The organism is Halomonas pelophila (genome assembly GCF_040196315.1).
Classification (GTDB): domain Bacteria; phylum Pseudomonadota; class Gammaproteobacteria; order Pseudomonadales; family Halomonadaceae; genus Halomonas; species Halomonas pelophila.
On record NZ_JBEGCI010000002.1, the window covers coordinates 170,047 to 187,994 of the forward strand.

Sequence of the window (17,948 nt, forward strand, 5' to 3'; positions counted from 1 at the left end):
TAATGGCGCCAGATCTTTCCGGACAAGGATATCCGCATGAGCGGTGAAGTACTCATCAACCTGACACCGATGGAGACCCGGGTCGCCGTCGTCGAGAACGGCGTGCTGCAGGAGGCTTTCATCGAGCGCGCCCGGCGACGCGGCATCGTCGGCAATATCTACAAGGGCCGCGTGGTGCGGGTGCTGCCGGGGATGCAGGCGGCCTTCATCGACATCGGCCTGGATCGGGCCGCCTTCATCCACGCCCACGAGGTGATGCCGCCGGGCACGCCGGCCGACGAGCAGGTCTCCATCGCCCAGCTGCTCCACGAGGGCCAGGCGCTCGTCGTGCAGGTCACCAAGGACCCCATCGGCTCCAAGGGCGCGCGGCTGACCACCCACCTCTCGGTGCCGTCGCGCTACCTGGTCTACATGCCCGACTCGCCCCATCACGGGGTCTCCCAGCGCATCGAGGACGAGACCGAGCGCGAGCGGCTGCGCGGCCTGGTCGAGGCGGCGGCGGCCGAGCAGCAGCTGGAGGTCGCCGGCGGCTTCATCGTGCGCACCGCCGCCGAGGGCGTCACCCTGGAGGAGCTCTCCGCCGACATGCACTTCCTGCTGCGCCTGTGGCGCCGGGTCGGCGAGCGCAAGGTGACGGCGTCGGCGCCCAGCGTGGTCTACGACGACCTGCCGCTGTTCATGCGCACCCTGCGCGACGTGATGCGCGACGATATCGAGAAGGTGCGCATCGACTCCCGGGAGAACTACGTCAAGCTGATCGAGTTCGCCCAGGAGTTCATGCCGACGGCGGTGGAGCGCATCGAGCATTACGCCGGCGAGCGCCCGATCTTCGATCTGTTCAGCGTCGAGGACGAGATCCAGAAGGCGCTCGGCCGCAAGGTGCAGCTCAAGTCGGGCGGGTATCTGGTCATCGATCCCACCGAGGCGATGACCACCATCGACGTCAACACCGGCGGCTACGTGGGGCACCGCAACCTCGAGGAGACGATCTTCAAGACCAACCTCGAGGCCGCCACCGCGATCGCCCGCCAGCTCCGGCTCAGGAACCTCGGTGGTATCATCATCATCGACTTCATCGACATGGATGAGCCCGAGCATCAGCGTCAGGTGCTGCGCATGCTCGAGAAGTCGCTGGAGCGCGACCACGCCAAGACCAAGTGCACCGGCGTCACCGAGCTGGGGCTGGTGCAGCTGACCCGCAAGCGCACCCGGGAGAGCCTGGAGCAGACGCTCTGCGAGGCCTGTCCGACCTGTGCCGGGCGGGGCACCCTGAAGACGCCGGAATCGGTCTGCTATGAGATCTTCCGTGAGATCCTGCGCGAGGAAAGGGCCTACAACGCCGAGACCTATGCGGTGCTGGCCTCCCAGGCGGTGGTCGATCGGCTGCTCGACGAGGAGTCGTCCGCCGTGGCCGACCTCGAGGAGTTCATCGGCAAGACGATCCGCTTCCAGGTCGAGACCCACTACTCCCAGGAGCAGTACGACATCGTGCTGATGTGAGCCCATGTCCGCGACGCGACTGGTCATTCGCTGGCTGTTGACCCTGGTGGCGGTGCCGCTGGCGCTGCTGGCGGTGCTGGTCGTGGTGCTGCGGCTGCTGCCGCTGCTGCTGGACGAGCAGACCGTGACCCTGGAGCGGCTGCTCTCGACCTGCTTCAATGCGGTGGTGGCGCTGGACGACGTGACGGCGGGCCTCGCCCGGCTGGACCCCTTCCTCGAGGTCGAGGGCCTCACTATCCGCTCCCGCGAGGGGCTCGGCCACGTTCCCCTGCTCCAGGTGGAGCGGGCGAAGCTGCGCCTGGACAGCGGCGCAAGCCTCGCCTCCGGCATGCCGCGGGTGGCCGCGGCGCGGGTGCAGGGCGTGACCGTGCACCTCTACCAGAATCAGGGCGGGCGCTGGCAGTGGCCAAACCCCGCGCAGCTGCCCCCCGAGCTGATCCCCGAGAGCACCTTCGATCTCGATCGCCTCGACTTCTGGGTCGGCATGCTGCTGCGCCAGAGCGCCTGGGTCGAGGACGTCAGCCTGGTGCTGCATGGCCGCAAGCAGCGCGCCGTGCTCAAGGCACCCCGCCTGGTGATGACCGGCGATGAGCGCCGCACCCATCTCGAGGGCGAGGTGTTCGTCGAGGGGCAGGAGGCGCATGCCATCCGGGCGGTGATGGAGCTCGTTCCCGGACCCTCGGGGCTCGGCGATTTCAGCGCGGCGCTGCAGGCCGATATGCGACTCCAGAGCCTGCTGGGGCTTTCCGAGGTGCTGGGCTACGGCAGCACCCTGCGCCTGGCGACCGTCAGCGGCGATGCGCGGCTCTGGGGGCGCTGGCATCGGGGCGCCCTGGCGGACCTGCGCGTCGACCTGGAGGCACCCCTGCTGGCCCTGCGCCAGCCGGAATCGACTGCCGCGGAGGAGCCCCAGGCGATCGTGCTCAAGCAGGTGGCGGCGAGCGCCCAGTTACTGCGCGAGGAGGCGGGCTGGCAGGCCTGGGTCGAGGCCGATGCGCAGAGCGCCGACTGGTCCCGTCCCGAGGGCGAGGCCGCCACGGCGGGGCCGGCGGTGCCGCGCTACTGGCAGATGCGCAGCCGCGACGACGGCTGGTGGCTCACCACCAGCGAGTTCGACCTGGGGGCGTTGGCCGCCTGGCGCGACCGGCTGCCGCTGCCCGAGGCCCTGGCGCGGGTGATCGACAGCCTCGACCCGCGAGGCCAGGTCACCGCGCTGGGGCTGGGCCGCGAGGACGGCCACTGGCGGGCGCGGGCGGCGGCCACCGAGGTGGCCGTGTCGCCCTGGGAGCAGGCGCCCGGCGGCGGGCCGCTGGACGTCTGGGTGGAGTCAGAGGACCTGTCGGGCCACGTCGAGTTCATCGGTCGCGACACGCGGCTGCACTTCCCGGAGGTGTTTGGCGCGCCGATGGCGCTCTCCCGTGCCAGCGGCGTGATCGACTGGGCCTACGACGGCCCGCGTAGCTTCGTCAGCGGCCGGGACCTCGAGGTCGAGTGGAACGGGGCACGGGTCGAGGGCGGCTTCGGGCTCTCGATCGGCGGCGAGCGGCGCGGCGGCCTCGGGCTGCAGCTCGACTTCCATGACGTGGACGCCTTGGAGACCCCGCTGGTCGACTGGTTGCCGGTGGGCGTGCTCCCCCCGGCGCTGACCGACTGGCTGGCCGATGGCGCCGCCGGCCGCGTGCCCGAGGGCGCGCTGCGCCTGCACGTGCCGCTCGCTCGCGAGGGGCAGTCGATCGACCCCGCCCTGCAGCTCGATCTCGACGTCGTCGAGGGGCGCCTGCCCATCGTGCCCGGCTGGCCGGTCCTCGAGGGGATCAGCGGCCGGCTGTCGATGGTCGACGAGACGCTGACGGCTCGCGTCGACGCGGCCGAGAGCCTCGGGGTCGAGGCCTCGGCGGGGGAGGTGACGCTCCAGGATGAGCGCCTGGCGGTCACCGGCGAGCTTGCGACCTCGGCGAGCGCCCTGCGCCGCTATCTGCTGGCGCTGCCCGTCGAGGGCATGCAGGCGCTGGAGGACTGGCGGGCCGAGGGCCGAGCGGCCGGTACCCTGGACCTGGCCATGAACCTTGACGCGCCCGAGTCCCTGATGCTGGATATCGAGACCGAGGCGGCGTTCGCAGGCCTCGTCCATGAGCCCCTGCAGCTCGCCTTCGAGCGCATCGAGGGGCCGCTCGCCTGGCGCCAGCGCGGCGAGCAGGGTGGCCTCGAGGGCCGAGTGAGCGCTCGCCTGCTGGGCGGCCCGGTGGTGGCCGAGATCGATACCCTGGCCGGCGGGATCGATCTCTCCGGCACGGCCGAGGCGCCGGCCCTCGCCGCCTGGAGCGGCGTGCCGGCCCTCGACACCCTGATCGACGGTCGGCTGCCCTGGCAGGGGCGCCTGTCGATCGGTGACGCGGGCGCCTCGCTGCGCCTCGACAGCCGGCTGGAGGGCTTGGCCATCGACCTGCCGGCGCCGCTCGGCAAGCTGCGCGAGGCTCGTCGGCCCCTGCGGCTGAGCGTTGACCTGACCCAGGGGCGGCTCGAGGGTCGCCTGGGCGATCGCCTGGGGCTGCGCTGGCGAGCGCCCGCCGGCGGCGGACCTGGGCGAGGGCAGGTGTGGCTCGGTCATCTGACCGCACCTGACTGGGCCGGTCGTCCGGGGTGGGCGGTCTCGGCCTACCTGCCGCGCCTGGCGGTGGCGCCCTGGGCGCGCGCGCTGTCGCCGCTGCTCGCAGCCGTCGAGCCCTCCTCGGCCGGCGCTCCCTCGGCGCTGTCCGCGCTCACCCTCGAGACCGACTGCCTGCAGGTCGATGAGCGCTGCCTGGGCTCGCTGGCCCTGGAGGGCAGCGCCGACGCCGACGGCTGGCGACTTCTCTTGGATGGCAGCCTCGCCGGCGGGCGCCTCAGCTATCGGCCCGCCCTGGCGGCGCCGCTGGACATCGCGCTGGATCGGCTCTCGCTGGACGCCCTGGTGCCTCCGGCGACCGAGGGCGGCCAGCTGCTCGACGAACTGGCGCTGCCCGTCGAGGCGGCGCCGCTGCCGGCGGGACTGGCGGCGCTGCCGGCCGGTCGACTGCGCATCGCCGACCTCGCCTGGCGGGGCGCGCGGCTCGGCCCCTTCGATGGACAGTGGCGGTCGACGCGCGATCGCCTGGTGATCGATCCCCTCTCGCTTGCGCTCGGGGAGATCGATGCCCGCGGCCAGCTGATCTGGGAGGCGAGCGGGCCCGGCGACAGCCTGACCCGCGCCCGGCTCGACCTGAACGGCGGTGACTTGGGCAGCGCCCTGGCGGCGCTGGACCAGCCGGTGGCCGTGGAGAGTGCCGAGACCCGGGTGGAGAGCCAGCTCGCCTGGCCCGGGGCGCCCTGGCAATTCGCCCTCCCGCGCTCCCAGGGCAGCCTCGAGGTGATGCTGCGCGACGGGCGTTTCGTCAATCTGGACTCGCCCTCGGCGCGAGTCGTCGGGCTGCTCAACGTCGACAACCTGCTGCGTCGCCTGCGCCTGGATTTCTCCGACGTCACCGGCCGGGGGACCGCCTTCGATCGTGTCAGCGGTGCCGCCACCCTGTATGGTGGGGTACTGGAAACCCGTGGTCCGGTGGAGATCGAAGGGCCGGCGACCCACTTCACCCTGAACGGCAGCGTCGACCTGGCGCGCCGGGAACTCGATCAGCGTCTGTCGGTCACTGTTCCGGTCAGCAACAACTTGCCGTTGGCGGCGGTACTGGCCGGTGCCCCGATGGTCGGCGGTGCCCTGTTCATCGCCGACAAGCTGTTCGGGGATGCCATCGACCGCGTGACCCGAATCCACTATCGCGTGCAGGGTCCCTGGACCTCGCCGCGGATCGCTCTGGAAAGTGCCGAATGACACAGACTCACGACATGCTCGACGACGCTTCTGACCTGCTGCTGGCGCCGGGCGGCCTCGACCTGGCGGCCCTGGATGCCGGACTCGGCCATGCCATGGGCCGGGGCATCGACTATGCCGATCTCTACTTCCAGCGCAGCTGGCACGAGGGCTGGGTGCTGGAGGACGGCGAGGTCAAGGAGGCCAGCTACAACATCGACGGCGGCGTCGGCGTGCGCGCCCTGGCCGGCGAGAAGACAGGCTTCGCCTACTCCAACCAGATCACCGCCGACGCCCTGGCCGAGACCGGGCGCACCGCCGCCGGCATCGTGCGCTCGGGGGCCCGCCAGCGCGTGGCGCCGGGCGTGGCCATGGCCCCCGCGGCCCGTTATGCCGGCATCGACCCGCTCTCCGGGCTCAGTGCCGAGGACAAGATCACCATGCTCAAGCTGGCCGATCGCGTGGCGCGGGCGGCGGACCCCTCGGTGGCCCAGGTCAGCGCCTCGCTCACCGGTGTCCACGAGGTGGTGCTGGTACGCGCCAGCGACGGCACCCTGGCGGCGGACATTCGCCCCTTGGTGCGCTTCAACGTCAGCGTGATCGCGGTCAAGAACGGCCGTCGCGAGCGCGGCAGCGCCGGCGGCGGCGGCCGCTTCGCCATGGCGCGGCTGCGCGACGACAACGTCGCCGAGCGCTATGCCAAGGAGGCCGTGCGCCAGGCGCTGGTCAATCTGGAGGCCGTCGACGCCCCGGCCGGGCAGATGCCGGTGGTGCTGGGTCCGGGCTGGCCGGGCATCCTGCTCCACGAGGCGGTGGGGCACGGCCTGGAGGGCGACTTCAACCGCAAGGGCAGCTCGGCCTTCGCCGGGCGCATGGGCGAGCGGGTCGCCTCGCAGGGGGTCACGGTGGTCGACGATGCCACTCTGGCCGATCGCCGCGGCTCGATGTCGGTCGACGACGAGGGCACCCCGGGCCAGTGCACCCCGCTGATCGAGGATGGCATCCTGACCGGCTACATGCAGGACAAGCTGAACGCGCGGCTGATGGGCATGGCGCCTACCGGCAACGCCCGCCGTGAGTCCTTCGCCCACCTGCCGATGCCGCGCATGACCAACACCTACATGCGCGCGGGCAGTGATGACCCCACGGACATCCTGAAGAGCGTCAGCCGCGGCATCTACGCGGTGAGCTTCGGGGGCGGTCAGGTGGACATCACCTCGGGCAAGTTCGTCTTCTCGGCCAGCGAAGCCTACCTGATCGAGGACGGCAAGATCACCGCGCCGGTCAAGGGCGCGACCCTGATCGGCAACGGCCCCGAGGCCATGGGACGGGTCTCGATGATCGGCCACGACATGGAACTCGATACCGGCATCGGCGTGTGTGGCAAGGAGGGGCAGGGCGTGCCGGTGGGCGTCGGCCAGCCGACGCTCAAGCTCGATGAGCTGACCGTGGGCGGCACCCAGTCCTGAGGCCGACCCGGCGATTGTTGTCAGGCATTGAGGAGTGCCAGGGGCAGATCAGCGAGGAGGACCTACGCCAGGGGTGAGGAGCACTGCTCCAAAAGGGCTGGCCATGGATGGCCAGCACCGGACCTGCGAGCGAAGCGGGACACGAGAGCAAAGCAGGGCGTCGGTAGCGTACAAGGAAGTATTCACAGCGCCTCCTTGACGGTCCGGCGCTTCGGGGCCTGCCGGCAGATCAGCCCCGAGCAGCGTAAGGCTTACAATCCTGCGCCGTCACGGATCAGCTTGAACAACCGGCGGGCGTTGGTCGGCGGCTTGCCCTGATCGCGCTCGCGGCGAGCGTTGCGGATCAGCTGGCGCAGGGCCTGGCGCTCGATGTCGGGGAACTCGACCACGAAGGCCTCGACGGCGTCGTCGCCCTCGTCGATGAGCCGATCGCGCCACTGCTCGAGGCGATGAAAGGCATGATCGCGGCGCAGCTTTTCGTTCTCGATCTCGTCGAACACCGCCTGGATGCCCTCGAGGTCCTCGCCGCGCATCAGCTTGCCGACGTACTGCATATGGCGGCGGCGGGCCTCGCGGGCCTTGATGCGCCCGGTCTCCTCGACGGCGGCCAGCAGGTCGTCGGAGAGCGGAAAGCGCTTACGCTGGGCGTCGCTCATGGCGATGATCTGCTCGCCGAGCTGCTGCAGGGACTGCATCTCGCGCTTGAGCTGGGACTTGCTGGGCCGCTCGTCGGCCGGGGAGAGGTCATCCTGGGTCATGCCGGTTCCACTTCGTCGGGGTCGAATCGCGCCAGTATATCAGCCCGCGGCACGGGGCTGGACAATGCACCATCTTGAAGGTCGGCGACAGGCCGGCCGAGTAAGGAGAGACGTACATGACACAGGCTTTCGATGCCGCCGCCCAGCAGGCCCTGCTGGAGAGTCGCGCCCGGATGGCCCTGGACCTGGCCCGCCAGCTCGGGGCCGAGGCCTGCGAGGTGGGGGCCAGCGTCGATCAGGGCGTCGGCGTCAGTGTTCGCGAGGGCGAGGTGGAAACGGTCGAGCTGTCCCGGGATCAGGGGATCGCCGTCACCGTCTACGTGGGGCAGCGCAAGGGCAGCGCCTCCTCCAGCGATGCCGGCGAGGCCTCGGTGCGCGCCGCGGTCGAGAAGGCGCTGTCCTTCGCCCGCCACACCGGCGAGGACCCGGCCTCGGGCCTGGCCGAGGCGGCGCTGATGGCCACCGAGCTGCCGGACCTGAAGGTTCACCATCCCTGGCCGCTTTCCATCGACGAGGCCACCGAGCTCGCCCTGCGCTGCGAGGCGGCCGGGCGTGGCGTGACGGGCATCAAGAGCTCCGACGGGGCGAGCCTCTCCAGCGGCGAGGGGGTGCGCGTCTACGCCAACAGCCACGGCTTTCTGGGTAGCCAGCGCGGCAGCCGCCACTCGCTCTCCTGCATGCTGATCGCCGAGGACGCGAACGGCATGCAGCGCGACTATGACTACACCAGCGCCCGCGACCCTCGCGACCTGCTGGCCGCCGAGGCGGTGGGCGAGAGCGCCGCGCTGCGGACCCTGAGCCGCCTCGGCGGCCAGCGCCCGGCCACCGGGCGCATGCCCGTGCTCTTCGACCCGACCCTGGCCAGCGGCCTGGTCGGTCACCTGATGAGCGCCATCGCCGGCGGGGCGCTGTTCCGCGAGGCCTCCTTCCTCTGCGATCGCCTGGGCGATCCGCTCTTTCCCGAGTGGTTCAGCCTCGGCGAGCGTCCCATGGAGGTCGGCGCCATGGCGAGCTCGCCGTTCGACAACGACGGCGTGCAGACCCGCGACAACGTCTTCATCCGCGACGGTCGCCTGGCGAGCTATATGCTCTCGGCCTACAGCGCGCGGCGCCTCGGGCTCGAGACGACCGGCAACGCCGGCGGCGCCCGCAACCTGCGCATCACGGCGCCGCTTCAGAGCCGCGAGGCGCTGCTCGAGCGCATGGGGCGCGGCGTGCTGGTCACCGAGCTGATGGGGCAGGGTGTCAATGGCGTGACCGGCGACTATTCCCGCGGGGCGGCCGGCTTCTGGGTCGAGGACGGGAAGATCCAGCATCCGGTGGAGGAGTTCACCATCGCCGGCAACCTCGAGACGATGTTCCAGGGGCTGGTGGGCCTGGGCGACGATATCGATACCCGCGGCAGCATCCACACCGGCAGCTGGCTGATCGACGAGATGATGGTGGCCGGCAGCTGAGCCGGGCGGGACCTGGAGGCGTTTAACCCCGCGGTTGGTAGTTCTCGTCCAGGCCCAATCGCTCGAGCAGGCCCGTGAACAGGAACGCCTCCTGGCCCTTCAGGGAGCGTTTCAGGCAGTCCAGGTACTCGCGGCGGGAGTAGCGCACCCAGCGTGGGGCCTTGTAGGCATCGAGGTCGATGGCAACCAGGCGATGATCGCGGACCAGAAAATTATTGGTGTGCAGGCCGCGACAATGGATGCCGTGGCGATCGAACGCCTCCAGCGCATCGAGGTACTGCTCCTGAAGCATCGGCGAATCGAGAATGAGCTGTTTCAGGGGCGTGCCATGAATGTTCTCGGTCACCGAGCGGTAGCGTGCCGTCTCGACGATGGTCGGCGTGGCGATGCCGAGTTCATCCAACCGTTTGGCGATCAGGGCGAAGTTGTGGCCCGGGTAGGGGCGAATGCGCAGCACGTAGCGCAGACGATCGACGGCCTTCGGCTGGAAGGTCTTGATGAAGTGGTCGTGCTCAGGGTCGTAGTGGACGAGTGAGTACTTGCCGCTCTGGATCAGTTCCATAAATGGGCTCGGCAGGGTGAATAGTACCGGTCGTGGCGGCTATCGGTCAGGCGTCCTCGTCGAAACGGGCCTCGAAGAGCGCGGAGATGGCCTCGAGGGCCGCGTCGGCCTCCTCGCCCTGGGTGTGCACCTCGAGCTCGGTGCCGCAGGGCGCAGCGAGGATCAACAGCGACATGATGTTGCCGGCATCGGCCTGCTGGCCGCCGCGGTGCACGGTGACGTGCGCATCGAAGGGCTGGCAGCACTGCACGAGCTTGGTGGCGGCGCGGGCATGCAGGCCGCGTCGGTTGGTCAGGGTCAGCTTGCGGCTCGGCACGCCTCAGGCTCCTTCCTGAGGCGCGTCGATATCCATCGATGCCTGCTCGTCGGGGAGGCTGATCTGTACGCCCAGCTCGCGATGGCGCAGCCTGACGCCGGCGTGTCGCGCCGCCAGGTGGGCGGCCAGCCGCTCGGCCAGGTAGACCGAGCGGTGCTGGCCGCCGGTGCAGCCGACGGCCACGGTCAGGTAGCTGCGCTGACTGGTGCGATAGCGCGGCAGCCAGCGTTCCACCCAGGCGAGGATGTCGTCATGCATCTCGGCGACGACCGGGTAGCCGTCGAGGAAGGCGATGATGCTGGGGTCGCGTCCCGTGGCATCGCGCAGGGCCGGGTCCCAGTAGGGATTGGGCAGGCAGCGCGCGTCGAAGACGATATCCGCATCCAGGGGAACGCCGCGCTTGAAGCCGAAGGATTCCACGGTCAGGGTCATCTGCTCGGCGCGATGTCCCGCCACCTGGTCGGTGATGCGTCCGCGCAGCTCATGCACCGAGAGCCGGGTGGTGTCGATCACCAGGTCGGCGAGGTCGCGAATCTCCGAGAGCGCCTGCTCCTCGGTATCGATGGCCTCGGCCAGGGTCATGTCGCTATCGCGGGTGAGCGGATGGCGGCGGCGGGTGTGGGAGTAGCGCTCCAGCAGGATCCGCGCATCGGTGGTCAGGTAGACCACCTGGCACTCGAGGTCGCGGGTATGCAGGTCGTCAAGGAGCTCCGGGAAGCGCGCGAGGGCGTCGGGCAGGTTGCGCGCATCGATGCTGACGGCGATTGAGGAGCGCACGCTGCGGCCCTGCTGGAGCTCGTCGACCAGCGGCCCGAGCAGCATGGCCGGCAGGTTGTCGATGGCGTAGTAGCCCAGGTCTTCCAGCGCCTGCAGCGCGATCGACTTGCCGGAACCCGACCGGCCACTGATGATCACGAGCTGCATGCGGGTCTCCTGGTCGTGAAAGGGGCGGGCGGTGTCCCGGGAGGGATCAGCCGCCCTGGCGGCCGCTCGGGGCCTGTTGTCGTATCGCCTCCATGAGATGCTCATGAAGCTCGCGCTGGCTTGAGCTATGACGCAGACGCCCGCGGGTATCGGCGTCGTTCATCACGCCGGCGACCTGCCCCAGCAGGGCGAGGTGCGCCTCGTCGGCCTCCTCGGGCACCAGCAGCACGAAGACCAGGTCCACCGGCTCCCCGTCGATGGCGTCGAAGTCGACCGGCTCGGCCAGCTTCAGAAAGCCGGCGATGGGCGCCTTGCAGTGCGGGTTTCGCGCATGCGGAATGGCGACCCCGTGGCCGATGCCGGTGCTGCCCAGCCGCTCGCGGCCGATCAGGCGGCTGAATACCTCCTGGCTGTCGAGGCTGGGTGTGTTCTGGGCGATGAAGGTGCTGAAGAACTCCAGCACCCGCTTCTTGCTTCCCCCGGGCACGTCGAAGAGCGCGCGCTCGGGGGGCAGGATGGCGTCCAGTGTCATGATGGAGTCAGCGCGCGCCGGCGCCCTGGGCGCGGGCCTGGGCCTTTTCCTTGTGCTTGACCAGCTGACGGTCGAGCTTGTCGGCCAGCGCATCGATGGCGGCGTACATGTCATTCTCCATGGCCTCGGCATGGAGGTCGGCACCGGCGGCATGCAGGGTGCAGGCGGCCTGCTGGCGTTCCTTCTCCACGGAGAGGGTGACCTGCACGTTGGTGATGTTGTCGTAATGACGCTCGACGCGGGTCAGTTTTTCCTGCACATAGTCACGCAGTGCGTCGGTCAGTTCCACATGATGGCCGGTGATGTTGACTTGCATGACACGCTCCTTGCTCTTACGGGGTGTGAGTCGATTGTAACCCTTTTTGCCGTCCTGCATACCCCCTCGGTCGGGGGCAGCAGGACGCTCGTCGAACGGCGTCAATTCAAGTGCTTGCGCCCGCATCGGACGCCGGCATTGGGGAGTGTCGAGACGGCCATTCGCGGCGTTCAACGCAGGCGCTTGCGCTCGCTGGAGGAGGGGATGCCCATCCCCTCGCGATATTTCGCGACCGTGCGCCGCGCCACACCGATGCCGGCCTCGTCGAGCAGGGCGACCAGCCGGCTGTCCGAGAGCGGCTTGCGCGGGGGTTCGTCCTGGATCAGCTTGCGGATCCGCGCGCGAATGGCGGTGCTGGAGTGGGCGTCGCCCTCGCCGCTGCCGCCACCCACCTGGCTGGAGAAGAAGTACTTGAGCTCGAACATGCCGCGCGGGGTGTGGATGAACTTCTGGGTGGTCACCCGCGAGATGGTCGATTCGTGCATCTCCACGACCTGGGCGATATCGGCCAGGATCAGCGGCTTCATGGCCTCCTCTCCGCGCTCCAGGAAGTCGAGCTGGCGCACCATGATCTCGCGACCCACCCGCAGCAGGGTGTCGTTGCGGCTGGAGAGGCTCTTCATCAGCCAGCGCGCCTCCTGCAGGTGATCCTTGAGGAACTGGTTGTCCGCGCTCTTGTCAGCGCGACGAATCAGCGCGGCGTAGTCCGGCTGGATGCGCAGGCGTGGCATGGCCTCGGGATTGAGCTCCACCTGCCAGCCCTCGCGGGTGTGGCGGGCGACGAGGTCGGGAATCACGTAGTCGCTGTCGCCCTCGCCGAAGGCGCTGCCGGGGCGTGGGTCCAGCGAGCGCACCAGGCCGATGGCCGTGTCGAGGGTGTCGTCATCGAGGCCGAGGCGGCGCTTGAGCAGTCGGCGGTCATCGCCGGCCAGCGCCTCGAGGAACTGGCGCACCAGGCGGCGAGCCTGTGGCAGCAGCGGGGTGTCGTCGGGCAGCGTGGCGAGCTGCAGCAGCAGGCATTCGCGCAGGTCCCGGGCGAAGACCCCGGTGGGCTCGAACTGCTGGAGGCGCAGCAGTACCTGCTCGACCTCCCGGCTCCTGAGCCCGGCGAGGCCCTGGGCCTTGAGGCCGTCACGGATCTCCTCCAGGGGCTGGGTGAGGTAGCCGTCGCCGTTGACGGCGTCGATCAGGCTCTCGGCGATGCGCAGCTGGCGCTCGTCCAGGTCGGTCATCGCCAGTTGCCAGGCCAGGTGGCCCTGAAGGCTCTGGCCCGCGGCCTGGCGTTCGAAGTCGGGCGCCTCGCCGCCGGCGGGCGCGCCGCCCAGATCCTGGTAGGTGTCGGACCAGTCGCTGTCGGTGGTGAGTTCGGCGGGGATCTCGCTGGCCCAGTCGTCGTCGGGCGTCTCGCTCACCGCCTGTTCGCCGAACTCCTCCTCGACGTCCAGCAGGGGGTTGGATTCCAGCGCCTGCTGGATCTCCTGGCGCAGGTCCAGGGTCGAGAGCTGCAGCAGGGCGATGGCCTGCTGCAGCTGGGGGGTCATGGTCAGCTGGGTGCCGACGCGAAGCTGCAGGGAAGCCTTCATGGCCATGAGAGGAGTTCCCTCGACGTGCCGAAAAATCCCACCCTAGCCGCTGGGCGCGGGGGGTGCAACCGAAGAAATTGCAACAATCGTGCCATGCGCAAGCGGCATGCCGTCGGCGAATAACGACATTTATATCAGTCGATTGCGATCGAGGCGGCGGTCAGAGGCGGAAGTCCTGGCCCAGGTAGACGTCACGGACGCGCTGGTTGGCCAGGATCGCCTCGGCATCCCCCTCGGCGATGATCCGTCCGTCGCCGACGATGTAGGCGGTGTCGCAGATGTCGAGGGTCTCGCGCACGTTGTGGTCGGTGATCAGCACGCCGATGTCGCGGGCCTTGAGCTGACGGATGATGCCCTTGATCTCGCCCACCGAGATCGGGTCGACCCCGGCGAAGGGCTCGTCGAGCAGGATGAAGGCGGGCTCGGTGGCCAGTGCCCGGGCGATCTCGACCCGCCGCCGTTCGCCCCCGGAGAGGCTCATGCCCAGGTTGTCGCGGATGTGGGTCACGTGGAAGTCCTCGAGCAGCTCCTCGAGCCGGCGCTCGCGGCCCCGGCGGTCGAGGTCGCGGCGGGTCTCGAGGATCGCCATGATGTTGTCGGCGACCGACAGCTTGCGAAAGATCGAGGCCTCCTGGGGCAGGTAGCCGATGCCGGCCCGGGCCCGCTCGTGCATGGCCGCCGTCGACAGGTCTTGCTCGTCGATATGCACGGCGCCGGCATCGGCGCGCACCAGGCCGACGATCATGTAGAAGGAGGTGGTCTTGCCGGCCCCGTTGGGGCCGAGCAGGCCGACGATCCGGCCCTGCTCGATGGCGAGGCTGATGTCCTGCACCACCCGGCGCCGCTTGTAGCTCTTGGCCAGATGTTCGGCCTTGAGGGTCTTCATCACGTGCCGTCCTGCTGTTCCGGTTCGAGGGTCATGCGCACGCGCTGGCGCTCCTCGACGCCCTGCGCCTCGGAGCGCGCCTGGACGACGCGCCGGTCGAGGAAGTATTCGAGGTAGCCGCCGTCGAAGGTGTCGCCGCCCTGATGGAGCTCGGCGCGGTCGATCAGCTCGATGCGACGCTCGGCGACATGGTAGATGACGGTGCGCCCCCAGCCGCGCACCAGGGGCTCGTCCGGGGCGGGCTGCTGCTCGATGTAGGCGCGCTCGCCGGTGGCGGTGGCGAGCGTCAGCTGGCCCTGGTCGTTGCGGCGGATCTCCACCCGCGCGCCGGTCAGCTGCATGCTGCCCTGCTGAATCTCCACGTCGCCGGTATAGACGGCGGTGCCGGCGCGGTCGTCGAGGTCGAGGCGATCAGCCTCCACCTGGATCGGGGCGCTGGCATCGCCCTCCAGGGCCAGGGTCGGAGCGCTGCCGAGCAGCAGGCCGATGACGCCGAGGGTCAGCAGGGGGGCGAAGGAAGCTCGCATCATGACTCGGGGACCTCGCGGGTGTCGGGCGGATGGTGGCCGCGCACATTGTCGGTCAGTCGCGCGCGGTTGTCATGGATCCAGGCGTCGAAGCGCTCGCCGCGCATCCGCTGGGGCGGCTGGCGCAGCAGCGCCGGGGTCTCGCTCCAGGCATGGCCGCTGTCGGCGTCGAAGTGCAGGATCTCGGTATCCAGCTGCCAGCGCTCGGCCGGGGCCAGCAGGCGCGCGTCGCCGGTCAGGGTCAGCGGGTTCCCCCCCGCGCCCAGGGTGCCGTGCTCGCCGCTGGCCAGCCATACCCGGCCCGAGGCGTCGTAAAGCCGCCCATCGGGCTGCTCGAGGCGGGTGACGTCGTCGTGGGGGGTATGGGTCAGGCGCGGCGTGTCGAGGCGCTGATGGGGCTCGCCCCTGGCATCGAAGCGCGTCAGCCGGGCGTCCTCCAGGTAGTAGTCGGGCTCGCCAGAGGCGTCGCCCGGCACCGGGCCGGGGGGCGGCGCGTCCTGCAGGTCGAGCAGCGCCAGTCCGCCACCCAGGGCGAGCAGCAGCAGAAGAAGCCCGGTACGAAAGCCGGGACGCGGCAGGCCCATGGCTCAGCTCGCGCCGTGGAGGTAGGTGTCGAGCACGGCGTCCCAGTGCCCCTGGGCCTGCAGCAGGGTGTCGCAGATCTCGCGCACCGCGCCGTGGCCGCCCACGGCCTCGGTGACCCAGTCGGCCTGATCGCGGATGTAGGCCGGCGCGCCGGGCACGCTGATGCCGACCCCGGCCCGGCGGATGGCGGCCACGTCGGGCATGTCGTCACCGCAGTAGGCGACCTGCTCGAGCTCCAGCTCCAGGCGGGCGCACAGCTCGCGCAGCACGGTCAGCTTCTTCTCGGCGCCCTGGAAGACGTGCTGGATGCCCAGTGCGGCGGCGCGCCGGCTGACCATCGGCGAGTCGCGTCCGGTGATCAGGGCCACCACGATCCCGGCGCGCTGGAGAAGCTTGATGCCGTGGCCGTCGAGGGTGTGGAAGGCCTTGATCTCGACGCCATCGGCCTGGAAGTAGAGGCGCCCGTCGGTGAGCACGCCGTCGACGTCCATCGCCAACAGGCGGACATGGCGCAGGCGGTCGACCAGCTGGCCGTCGTTGAGGGGGCGGTGTGGCTGGGTAGGGACGAGGCTCATGGTGTCTCCGGTCGAGGGTCGGGCGGTAGCGAGTTGGTCGAGAGACGTCAGATGACGCCGCTGGCGAGCAGGTCGTGCATGTGCAGGGCGCCGATCGGGCGGCCGTCGGCGTCGACCACGGCCAGCGCCGAGATGCGCCCGTCCTCCATCAGGCGCACCGCTTCGGCGGCCAGGGTGTCGGGGGCGATGCGCTTGCCGGGACGGGTCATGACGTCGTCGACGCTCAGGGTCGAGAGGTCGCTGTGCTGGTCGAGGGTGCGGCGCAGGTCGCCGTCGGTGTAGACCCCGGCCAGTCGGCCATCCTCGCCCACCACGCAGGTGAAGCCCAGGCCCTGGCGAGTGATCTCCAGCAGCGCATCGCGCAGCGGGCTGCCCAGCGGCACCGCGGGCAGCCTATGGCCCTGATGCATCAGGTCGGCGACCCGCAGCAGCAGGCGCTTGCCGAGGCTGCCGCCGGGGTGGGAGAGGGCGAAGTCCTCGGCGGTGAAGCCGCGCGACTCGAGCAGCGCCACGGCTAGGGCATCGCCCAGCGCCAGGGCGGCGGTGGTGGACGAGGTCGGCGCCAGGTCCAGCGGGCAGGCCTCGCGTTCGACCCCGGCGTCCAGATGGGCGTCGGCGTGGCGGCCCAGTGTCGAGTCGGGGCGACCGGTCATGCTGATCAGCGGCGTGCCCATGCGCTTGAGCAGGGGCAGCAGGGCGGTGACCTCGGCGGTCTCGCCGGAGTTGGAGAGCGCCAGCACCACGTCGCCGCGGGTGATCATGCCCAGGTCGCCGTGGCTGGCCTCGCCGGGATGCACGAAGAAGGCCGGCGTGCCGGTGCTCGCCAGCGTCGCGGCGATCTTGCCGGCGATATGTCCCGACTTGCCCATGCCGGTGACCACCACGCGGCCGCGGCAGGCCAGTATCAGCCGGCAGGCATGGTCGAAGGCGTCGTCGAGGCGCTCGGACAGGGCCGCCACGGCCTGCTGTTCCAGTTCCAGGGTGCGGCGGGCACTGTCGCGCAGGAGGGAGGTGCCGGCCGCGGAGGGCGTGTCGTTGGTCATGGCAGTGATTGTTGCCCGTTGTGAGGTTTCACTCAAGGGGTCAGGCCGCAGGGGAGAAGCCCGCGCTTCCCAGCCAGGTCAGATAGGCGAGGTAACAGAGCAGCAGCAGGGCCCCGGGTAGCCGGCCCAGCTGGCCACGGCGGTTCCACAAGAGCAGCGCTCCCAGCGCCAGGGTCAGCAGCAGCATCACCGGATAGTCGCGGGCGGCCGCGGCGGGGTCGGTGGCGCCCGGCGCCAGCAGGGCGGGAACGGGCAGCACGGTCAGCATGTTGAAGAGGTTGGAGCCGATGACGTTGCCGATGGCCAGGTCGTGGTGGCGCTTCAGCGCGCTGGCGACGCAGGCGGCGAGTTCTGGCAGGCTGGTGCCAATGGCCACCACGGTCAGGCCGATCGTCAGCTCGCTGACGCCGAGCCCGCGAGCCAGTTCGCTAGCGCCCCACACCAGCGCCCGTGAGCTTGCCACCATGATCACCAGGGTGCCGATCAGCCAGGCCAGGGCCTGGCCCAGCGGCATGCCGGGAATCTCGCCCGCGGTCTCATCGTCCGGGGTGTCGGCCCGAAACAGCCACCACAGGCTGAACACCAGCACCAGCAGCAGCAGCGCCCCATCGAGGCGATCGAGATGGCCGTTGGCCAGCGCGTAGCCGGCCAGGCCGGTGGCGCCGAGCAGCAGCGGCAGTTCACGTCGCACGATGGAGAAGCGCACCGGGATTGGCACCACCAGGGCGGTCACGCCCAGTACCAGGGCGATATTAGCGATGTTGGAACCCAGCGCATTGCCGACGGCCAGGTCCGGCACGCCATCCAGGGAGGCCATCACCGAGACCACGATCTCCGGGGCCGAGGTGCCCAGCGAGACGATGGTCATGCCCACCAGCAGGGTGCTCATGCCGGCCCGCCAGGCGGTGGCGGCGGCGGCCCCGACGAAGCGGTCGGCACTCCACAGCAGGCCGATGAAACCGAGCGACACGATCAGCAGGGGAACCAGCATGGCGAGATCCGAGCGGGGAATGAAGGGCGCACATTGAACATGGCGGGCCCCGGCGGTGCAAGGGTTCCCTCGGGGCGCTGGCGCGCCAGGGGATGGTT

The 17,948-nt window shown here is 70.1% G+C and carries 17 protein-coding genes; 4 read left to right on the plus strand and 13 right to left on the minus strand.

What is annotated here, in order from left to right:
• Window positions 1–36 precede the first annotated feature (36 nt).
• From rng to tldD, 3 genes are read left to right on the plus strand one after another with little or no spacing between them, the layout of a single operon-like run.
• Window positions 37–1,500: a ribonuclease G gene (gene rng / locus ABE957_RS02570; RefSeq protein ID WP_349757112.1), complete on the plus strand. Its 1,464-nt coding sequence runs from the start codon at window positions 37–39 to the stop codon at window positions 1,498–1,500.
• 4 nt (window positions 1,501–1,504) lie between these two features.
• Window positions 1,505–5,347: a YhdP family phospholipid transporter gene (locus ABE957_RS02575; RefSeq protein WP_349757113.1), complete on the plus strand. Its 3,843-nt coding sequence runs from the start codon at window positions 1,505–1,507 to the stop codon at window positions 5,345–5,347.
• Window positions 5,344–6,795, plus strand: a complete 1,452-nt coding sequence (gene tldD, locus ABE957_RS02580) for a metalloprotease TldD (RefSeq protein WP_349757114.1) — start codon at window positions 5,344–5,346, stop codon at window positions 6,793–6,795. The genes ABE957_RS02575 and tldD overlap by 4 nt, the downstream gene beginning before the upstream one ends.
• Before the next feature lie 251 nt (window positions 6,796–7,046).
• Here tldD and yjgA read toward each other — a convergent pair whose 3' ends face one another.
• The gene (gene yjgA, locus ABE957_RS02585; RefSeq protein WP_349757115.1) at window positions 7,047–7,553 is read right to left on the minus strand and encodes a ribosome biogenesis factor YjgA; all 507 of its coding nucleotides are present in this window, start codon (window positions 7,551–7,553) and stop codon (window positions 7,047–7,049) included.
• Between the two features lie 116 nt (window positions 7,554–7,669).
• Between yjgA and pmbA the strand changes: the two genes are divergently transcribed.
• Complete coding sequence (gene pmbA, locus ABE957_RS02590) at window positions 7,670–9,010, plus strand: metalloprotease PmbA (protein WP_349757116.1); 1,341 nt, start codon at window positions 7,670–7,672, stop codon at window positions 9,008–9,010.
• 22 nt (window positions 9,011–9,032) lie between these two features.
• On the opposite strand, the gene ABE957_RS02595 is transcribed toward pmbA, so the two are convergent.
• The 12 genes from ABE957_RS02595 to ABE957_RS02650 all read right to left on the minus strand — a co-directional run bounded on the left by ABE957_RS02595 (window position 9,033) and on the right by ABE957_RS02650 (window position 17,850).
• Window positions 9,033–9,572 carry a BUD32 family EKC/KEOPS complex subunit gene (locus ABE957_RS02595; RefSeq protein WP_349757117.1) on the minus strand — a complete coding sequence of 180 codons (540 nt, stop codon included), beginning with the start codon at window positions 9,570–9,572 and terminating at the stop codon, window positions 9,033–9,035.
• Window positions 9,573–9,618: 46 nt separating this feature from the next.
• Window positions 9,619–9,888, minus strand: coding sequence for an HPr family phosphocarrier protein (locus tag ABE957_RS02600; protein ID WP_349757119.1), 270 nt, complete (start codon window positions 9,886–9,888; stop codon window positions 9,619–9,621).
• 3 nt (window positions 9,889–9,891) lie between these two features.
• On the minus strand, window positions 9,892–10,812 hold the full coding sequence (gene rapZ, locus ABE957_RS02605; protein WP_349757120.1) for an RNase adapter RapZ: 921 nt from the start codon (window positions 10,810–10,812) through the stop codon (window positions 9,892–9,894).
• A 46-nt stretch (window positions 10,813–10,858) separates the two neighbouring features.
• On the minus strand, window positions 10,859–11,344 hold the full coding sequence (locus ABE957_RS02610; protein ID WP_349757121.1) for a PTS sugar transporter subunit IIA: 486 nt from the start codon (window positions 11,342–11,344) through the stop codon (window positions 10,859–10,861).
• 7 nt (window positions 11,345–11,351) lie between these two features.
• Window positions 11,352–11,660 carry a ribosome hibernation-promoting factor, HPF/YfiA family gene (gene hpf, locus ABE957_RS02615; protein ID WP_089846043.1) on the minus strand — a complete coding sequence of 103 codons (309 nt, stop codon included), beginning with the start codon at window positions 11,658–11,660 and terminating at the stop codon, window positions 11,352–11,354.
• A gap of 170 nt (window positions 11,661–11,830) precedes the next feature.
• The gene (locus tag ABE957_RS02620; RefSeq protein ID WP_349757122.1) at window positions 11,831–13,249 is read right to left on the minus strand and encodes an RNA polymerase factor sigma-54; all 1,419 of its coding nucleotides are present in this window, start codon (window positions 13,247–13,249) and stop codon (window positions 11,831–11,833) included.
• A 154-nt stretch (window positions 13,250–13,403) separates the two neighbouring features.
• Window positions 13,404–14,129 (minus strand): LPS export ABC transporter ATP-binding protein, encoded by a 726-nt coding sequence (gene lptB / locus ABE957_RS02625; protein WP_349757123.1) that lies wholly within the window; start codon window positions 14,127–14,129, stop codon window positions 13,404–13,406.
• Window positions 14,129–14,656 (minus strand): lipopolysaccharide transport periplasmic protein LptA, encoded by a 528-nt coding sequence (gene lptA / locus ABE957_RS02630; RefSeq protein WP_432765391.1) that lies wholly within the window; start codon window positions 14,654–14,656, stop codon window positions 14,129–14,131. Before lptA ends, lptB begins: the two co-directional genes overlap by 1 nt.
• Entirely contained in the window at window positions 14,656–15,240 is a 585-nt protein-coding gene (lptC, locus tag ABE957_RS02635; RefSeq protein ID WP_349757125.1) for an LPS export ABC transporter periplasmic protein LptC, read from the minus strand. The genes lptA and lptC overlap by 1 nt, the downstream gene beginning before the upstream one ends.
• Window positions 15,241–15,243: 3 nt before the next feature.
• Window positions 15,244–15,816: a KdsC family phosphatase gene (locus tag ABE957_RS02640; protein ID WP_349757126.1), complete on the minus strand. Its 573-nt coding sequence runs from the start codon at window positions 15,814–15,816 to the stop codon at window positions 15,244–15,246.
• A gap of 47 nt (window positions 15,817–15,863) precedes the next feature.
• Window positions 15,864–16,859 carry a KpsF/GutQ family sugar-phosphate isomerase gene (locus tag ABE957_RS02645; RefSeq protein WP_349757127.1) on the minus strand — a complete coding sequence of 332 codons (996 nt, stop codon included), beginning with the start codon at window positions 16,857–16,859 and terminating at the stop codon, window positions 15,864–15,866.
• Window positions 16,860–16,899: 40 nt separating this feature from the next.
• Window positions 16,900–17,850 carry a calcium/sodium antiporter gene (locus ABE957_RS02650; RefSeq protein WP_349757128.1) on the minus strand — a complete coding sequence of 317 codons (951 nt, stop codon included), beginning with the start codon at window positions 17,848–17,850 and terminating at the stop codon, window positions 16,900–16,902.
• Window positions 17,851–17,948: the final 98 nt, after the last annotated feature.

Coding starts and splice junctions, on each gene's coding strand:
- hpf (WP_089846043.1), bottom strand. CDS start 11,660: ATGCAAGTCAACATCACCGGCCATCATGTGGAACTGACCGACGCACTG.
- lptC (WP_349757125.1), bottom strand. CDS start 15,240: ATGGGCCTGCCGCGTCCCGGCTTTCGTACCGGGCTTCTTCTGCTGCTG.
- ABE957_RS02610 (WP_349757121.1), bottom strand. CDS start 11,344: ATGACACTGGACGCCATCCTGCCCCCCGAGCGCGCGCTCTTCGACGTG.
- ABE957_RS02650 (WP_349757128.1), bottom strand. CDS start 17,850: ATGCTGGTTCCCCTGCTGATCGTGTCGCTCGGTTTCATCGGCCTGCTG.
- yjgA (WP_349757115.1), bottom strand. CDS start 7,553: ATGACCCAGGATGACCTCTCCCCGGCCGACGAGCGGCCCAGCAAGTCC.
- lptB (WP_349757123.1), bottom strand. CDS start 14,129: ATGAAGACCCTCAAGGCCGAACATCTGGCCAAGAGCTACAAGCGGCGC.
- ABE957_RS02575 (WP_349757113.1), top strand. CDS start 1,505: ATGTCCGCGACGCGACTGGTCATTCGCTGGCTGTTGACCCTGGTGGCG.
- ABE957_RS02595 (WP_349757117.1), bottom strand. CDS start 9,572: ATGGAACTGATCCAGAGCGGCAAGTACTCACTCGTCCACTACGACCCT.
- rng (WP_349757112.1), top strand. CDS start 37: ATGAGCGGTGAAGTACTCATCAACCTGACACCGATGGAGACCCGGGTC.
- ABE957_RS02640 (WP_349757126.1), bottom strand. CDS start 15,816: ATGAGCCTCGTCCCTACCCAGCCACACCGCCCCCTCAACGACGGCCAG.
- rapZ (WP_349757120.1), bottom strand. CDS start 10,812: ATGCAGCTCGTGATCATCAGTGGCCGGTCGGGTTCCGGCAAGTCGATC.
- ABE957_RS02620 (WP_349757122.1), bottom strand. CDS start 13,249: ATGGCCATGAAGGCTTCCCTGCAGCTTCGCGTCGGCACCCAGCTGACC.
- tldD (WP_349757114.1), top strand. CDS start 5,344: ATGACACAGACTCACGACATGCTCGACGACGCTTCTGACCTGCTGCTG.
- ABE957_RS02645 (WP_349757127.1), bottom strand. CDS start 16,859: ATGACCAACGACACGCCCTCCGCGGCCGGCACCTCCCTCCTGCGCGAC.
- lptA (WP_432765391.1), bottom strand. CDS start 14,656: ATGCGAGCTTCCTTCGCCCCCCTGCTGACCCTCGGCGTCATCGGCCTG.
- pmbA (WP_349757116.1), top strand. CDS start 7,670: ATGACACAGGCTTTCGATGCCGCCGCCCAGCAGGCCCTGCTGGAGAGT.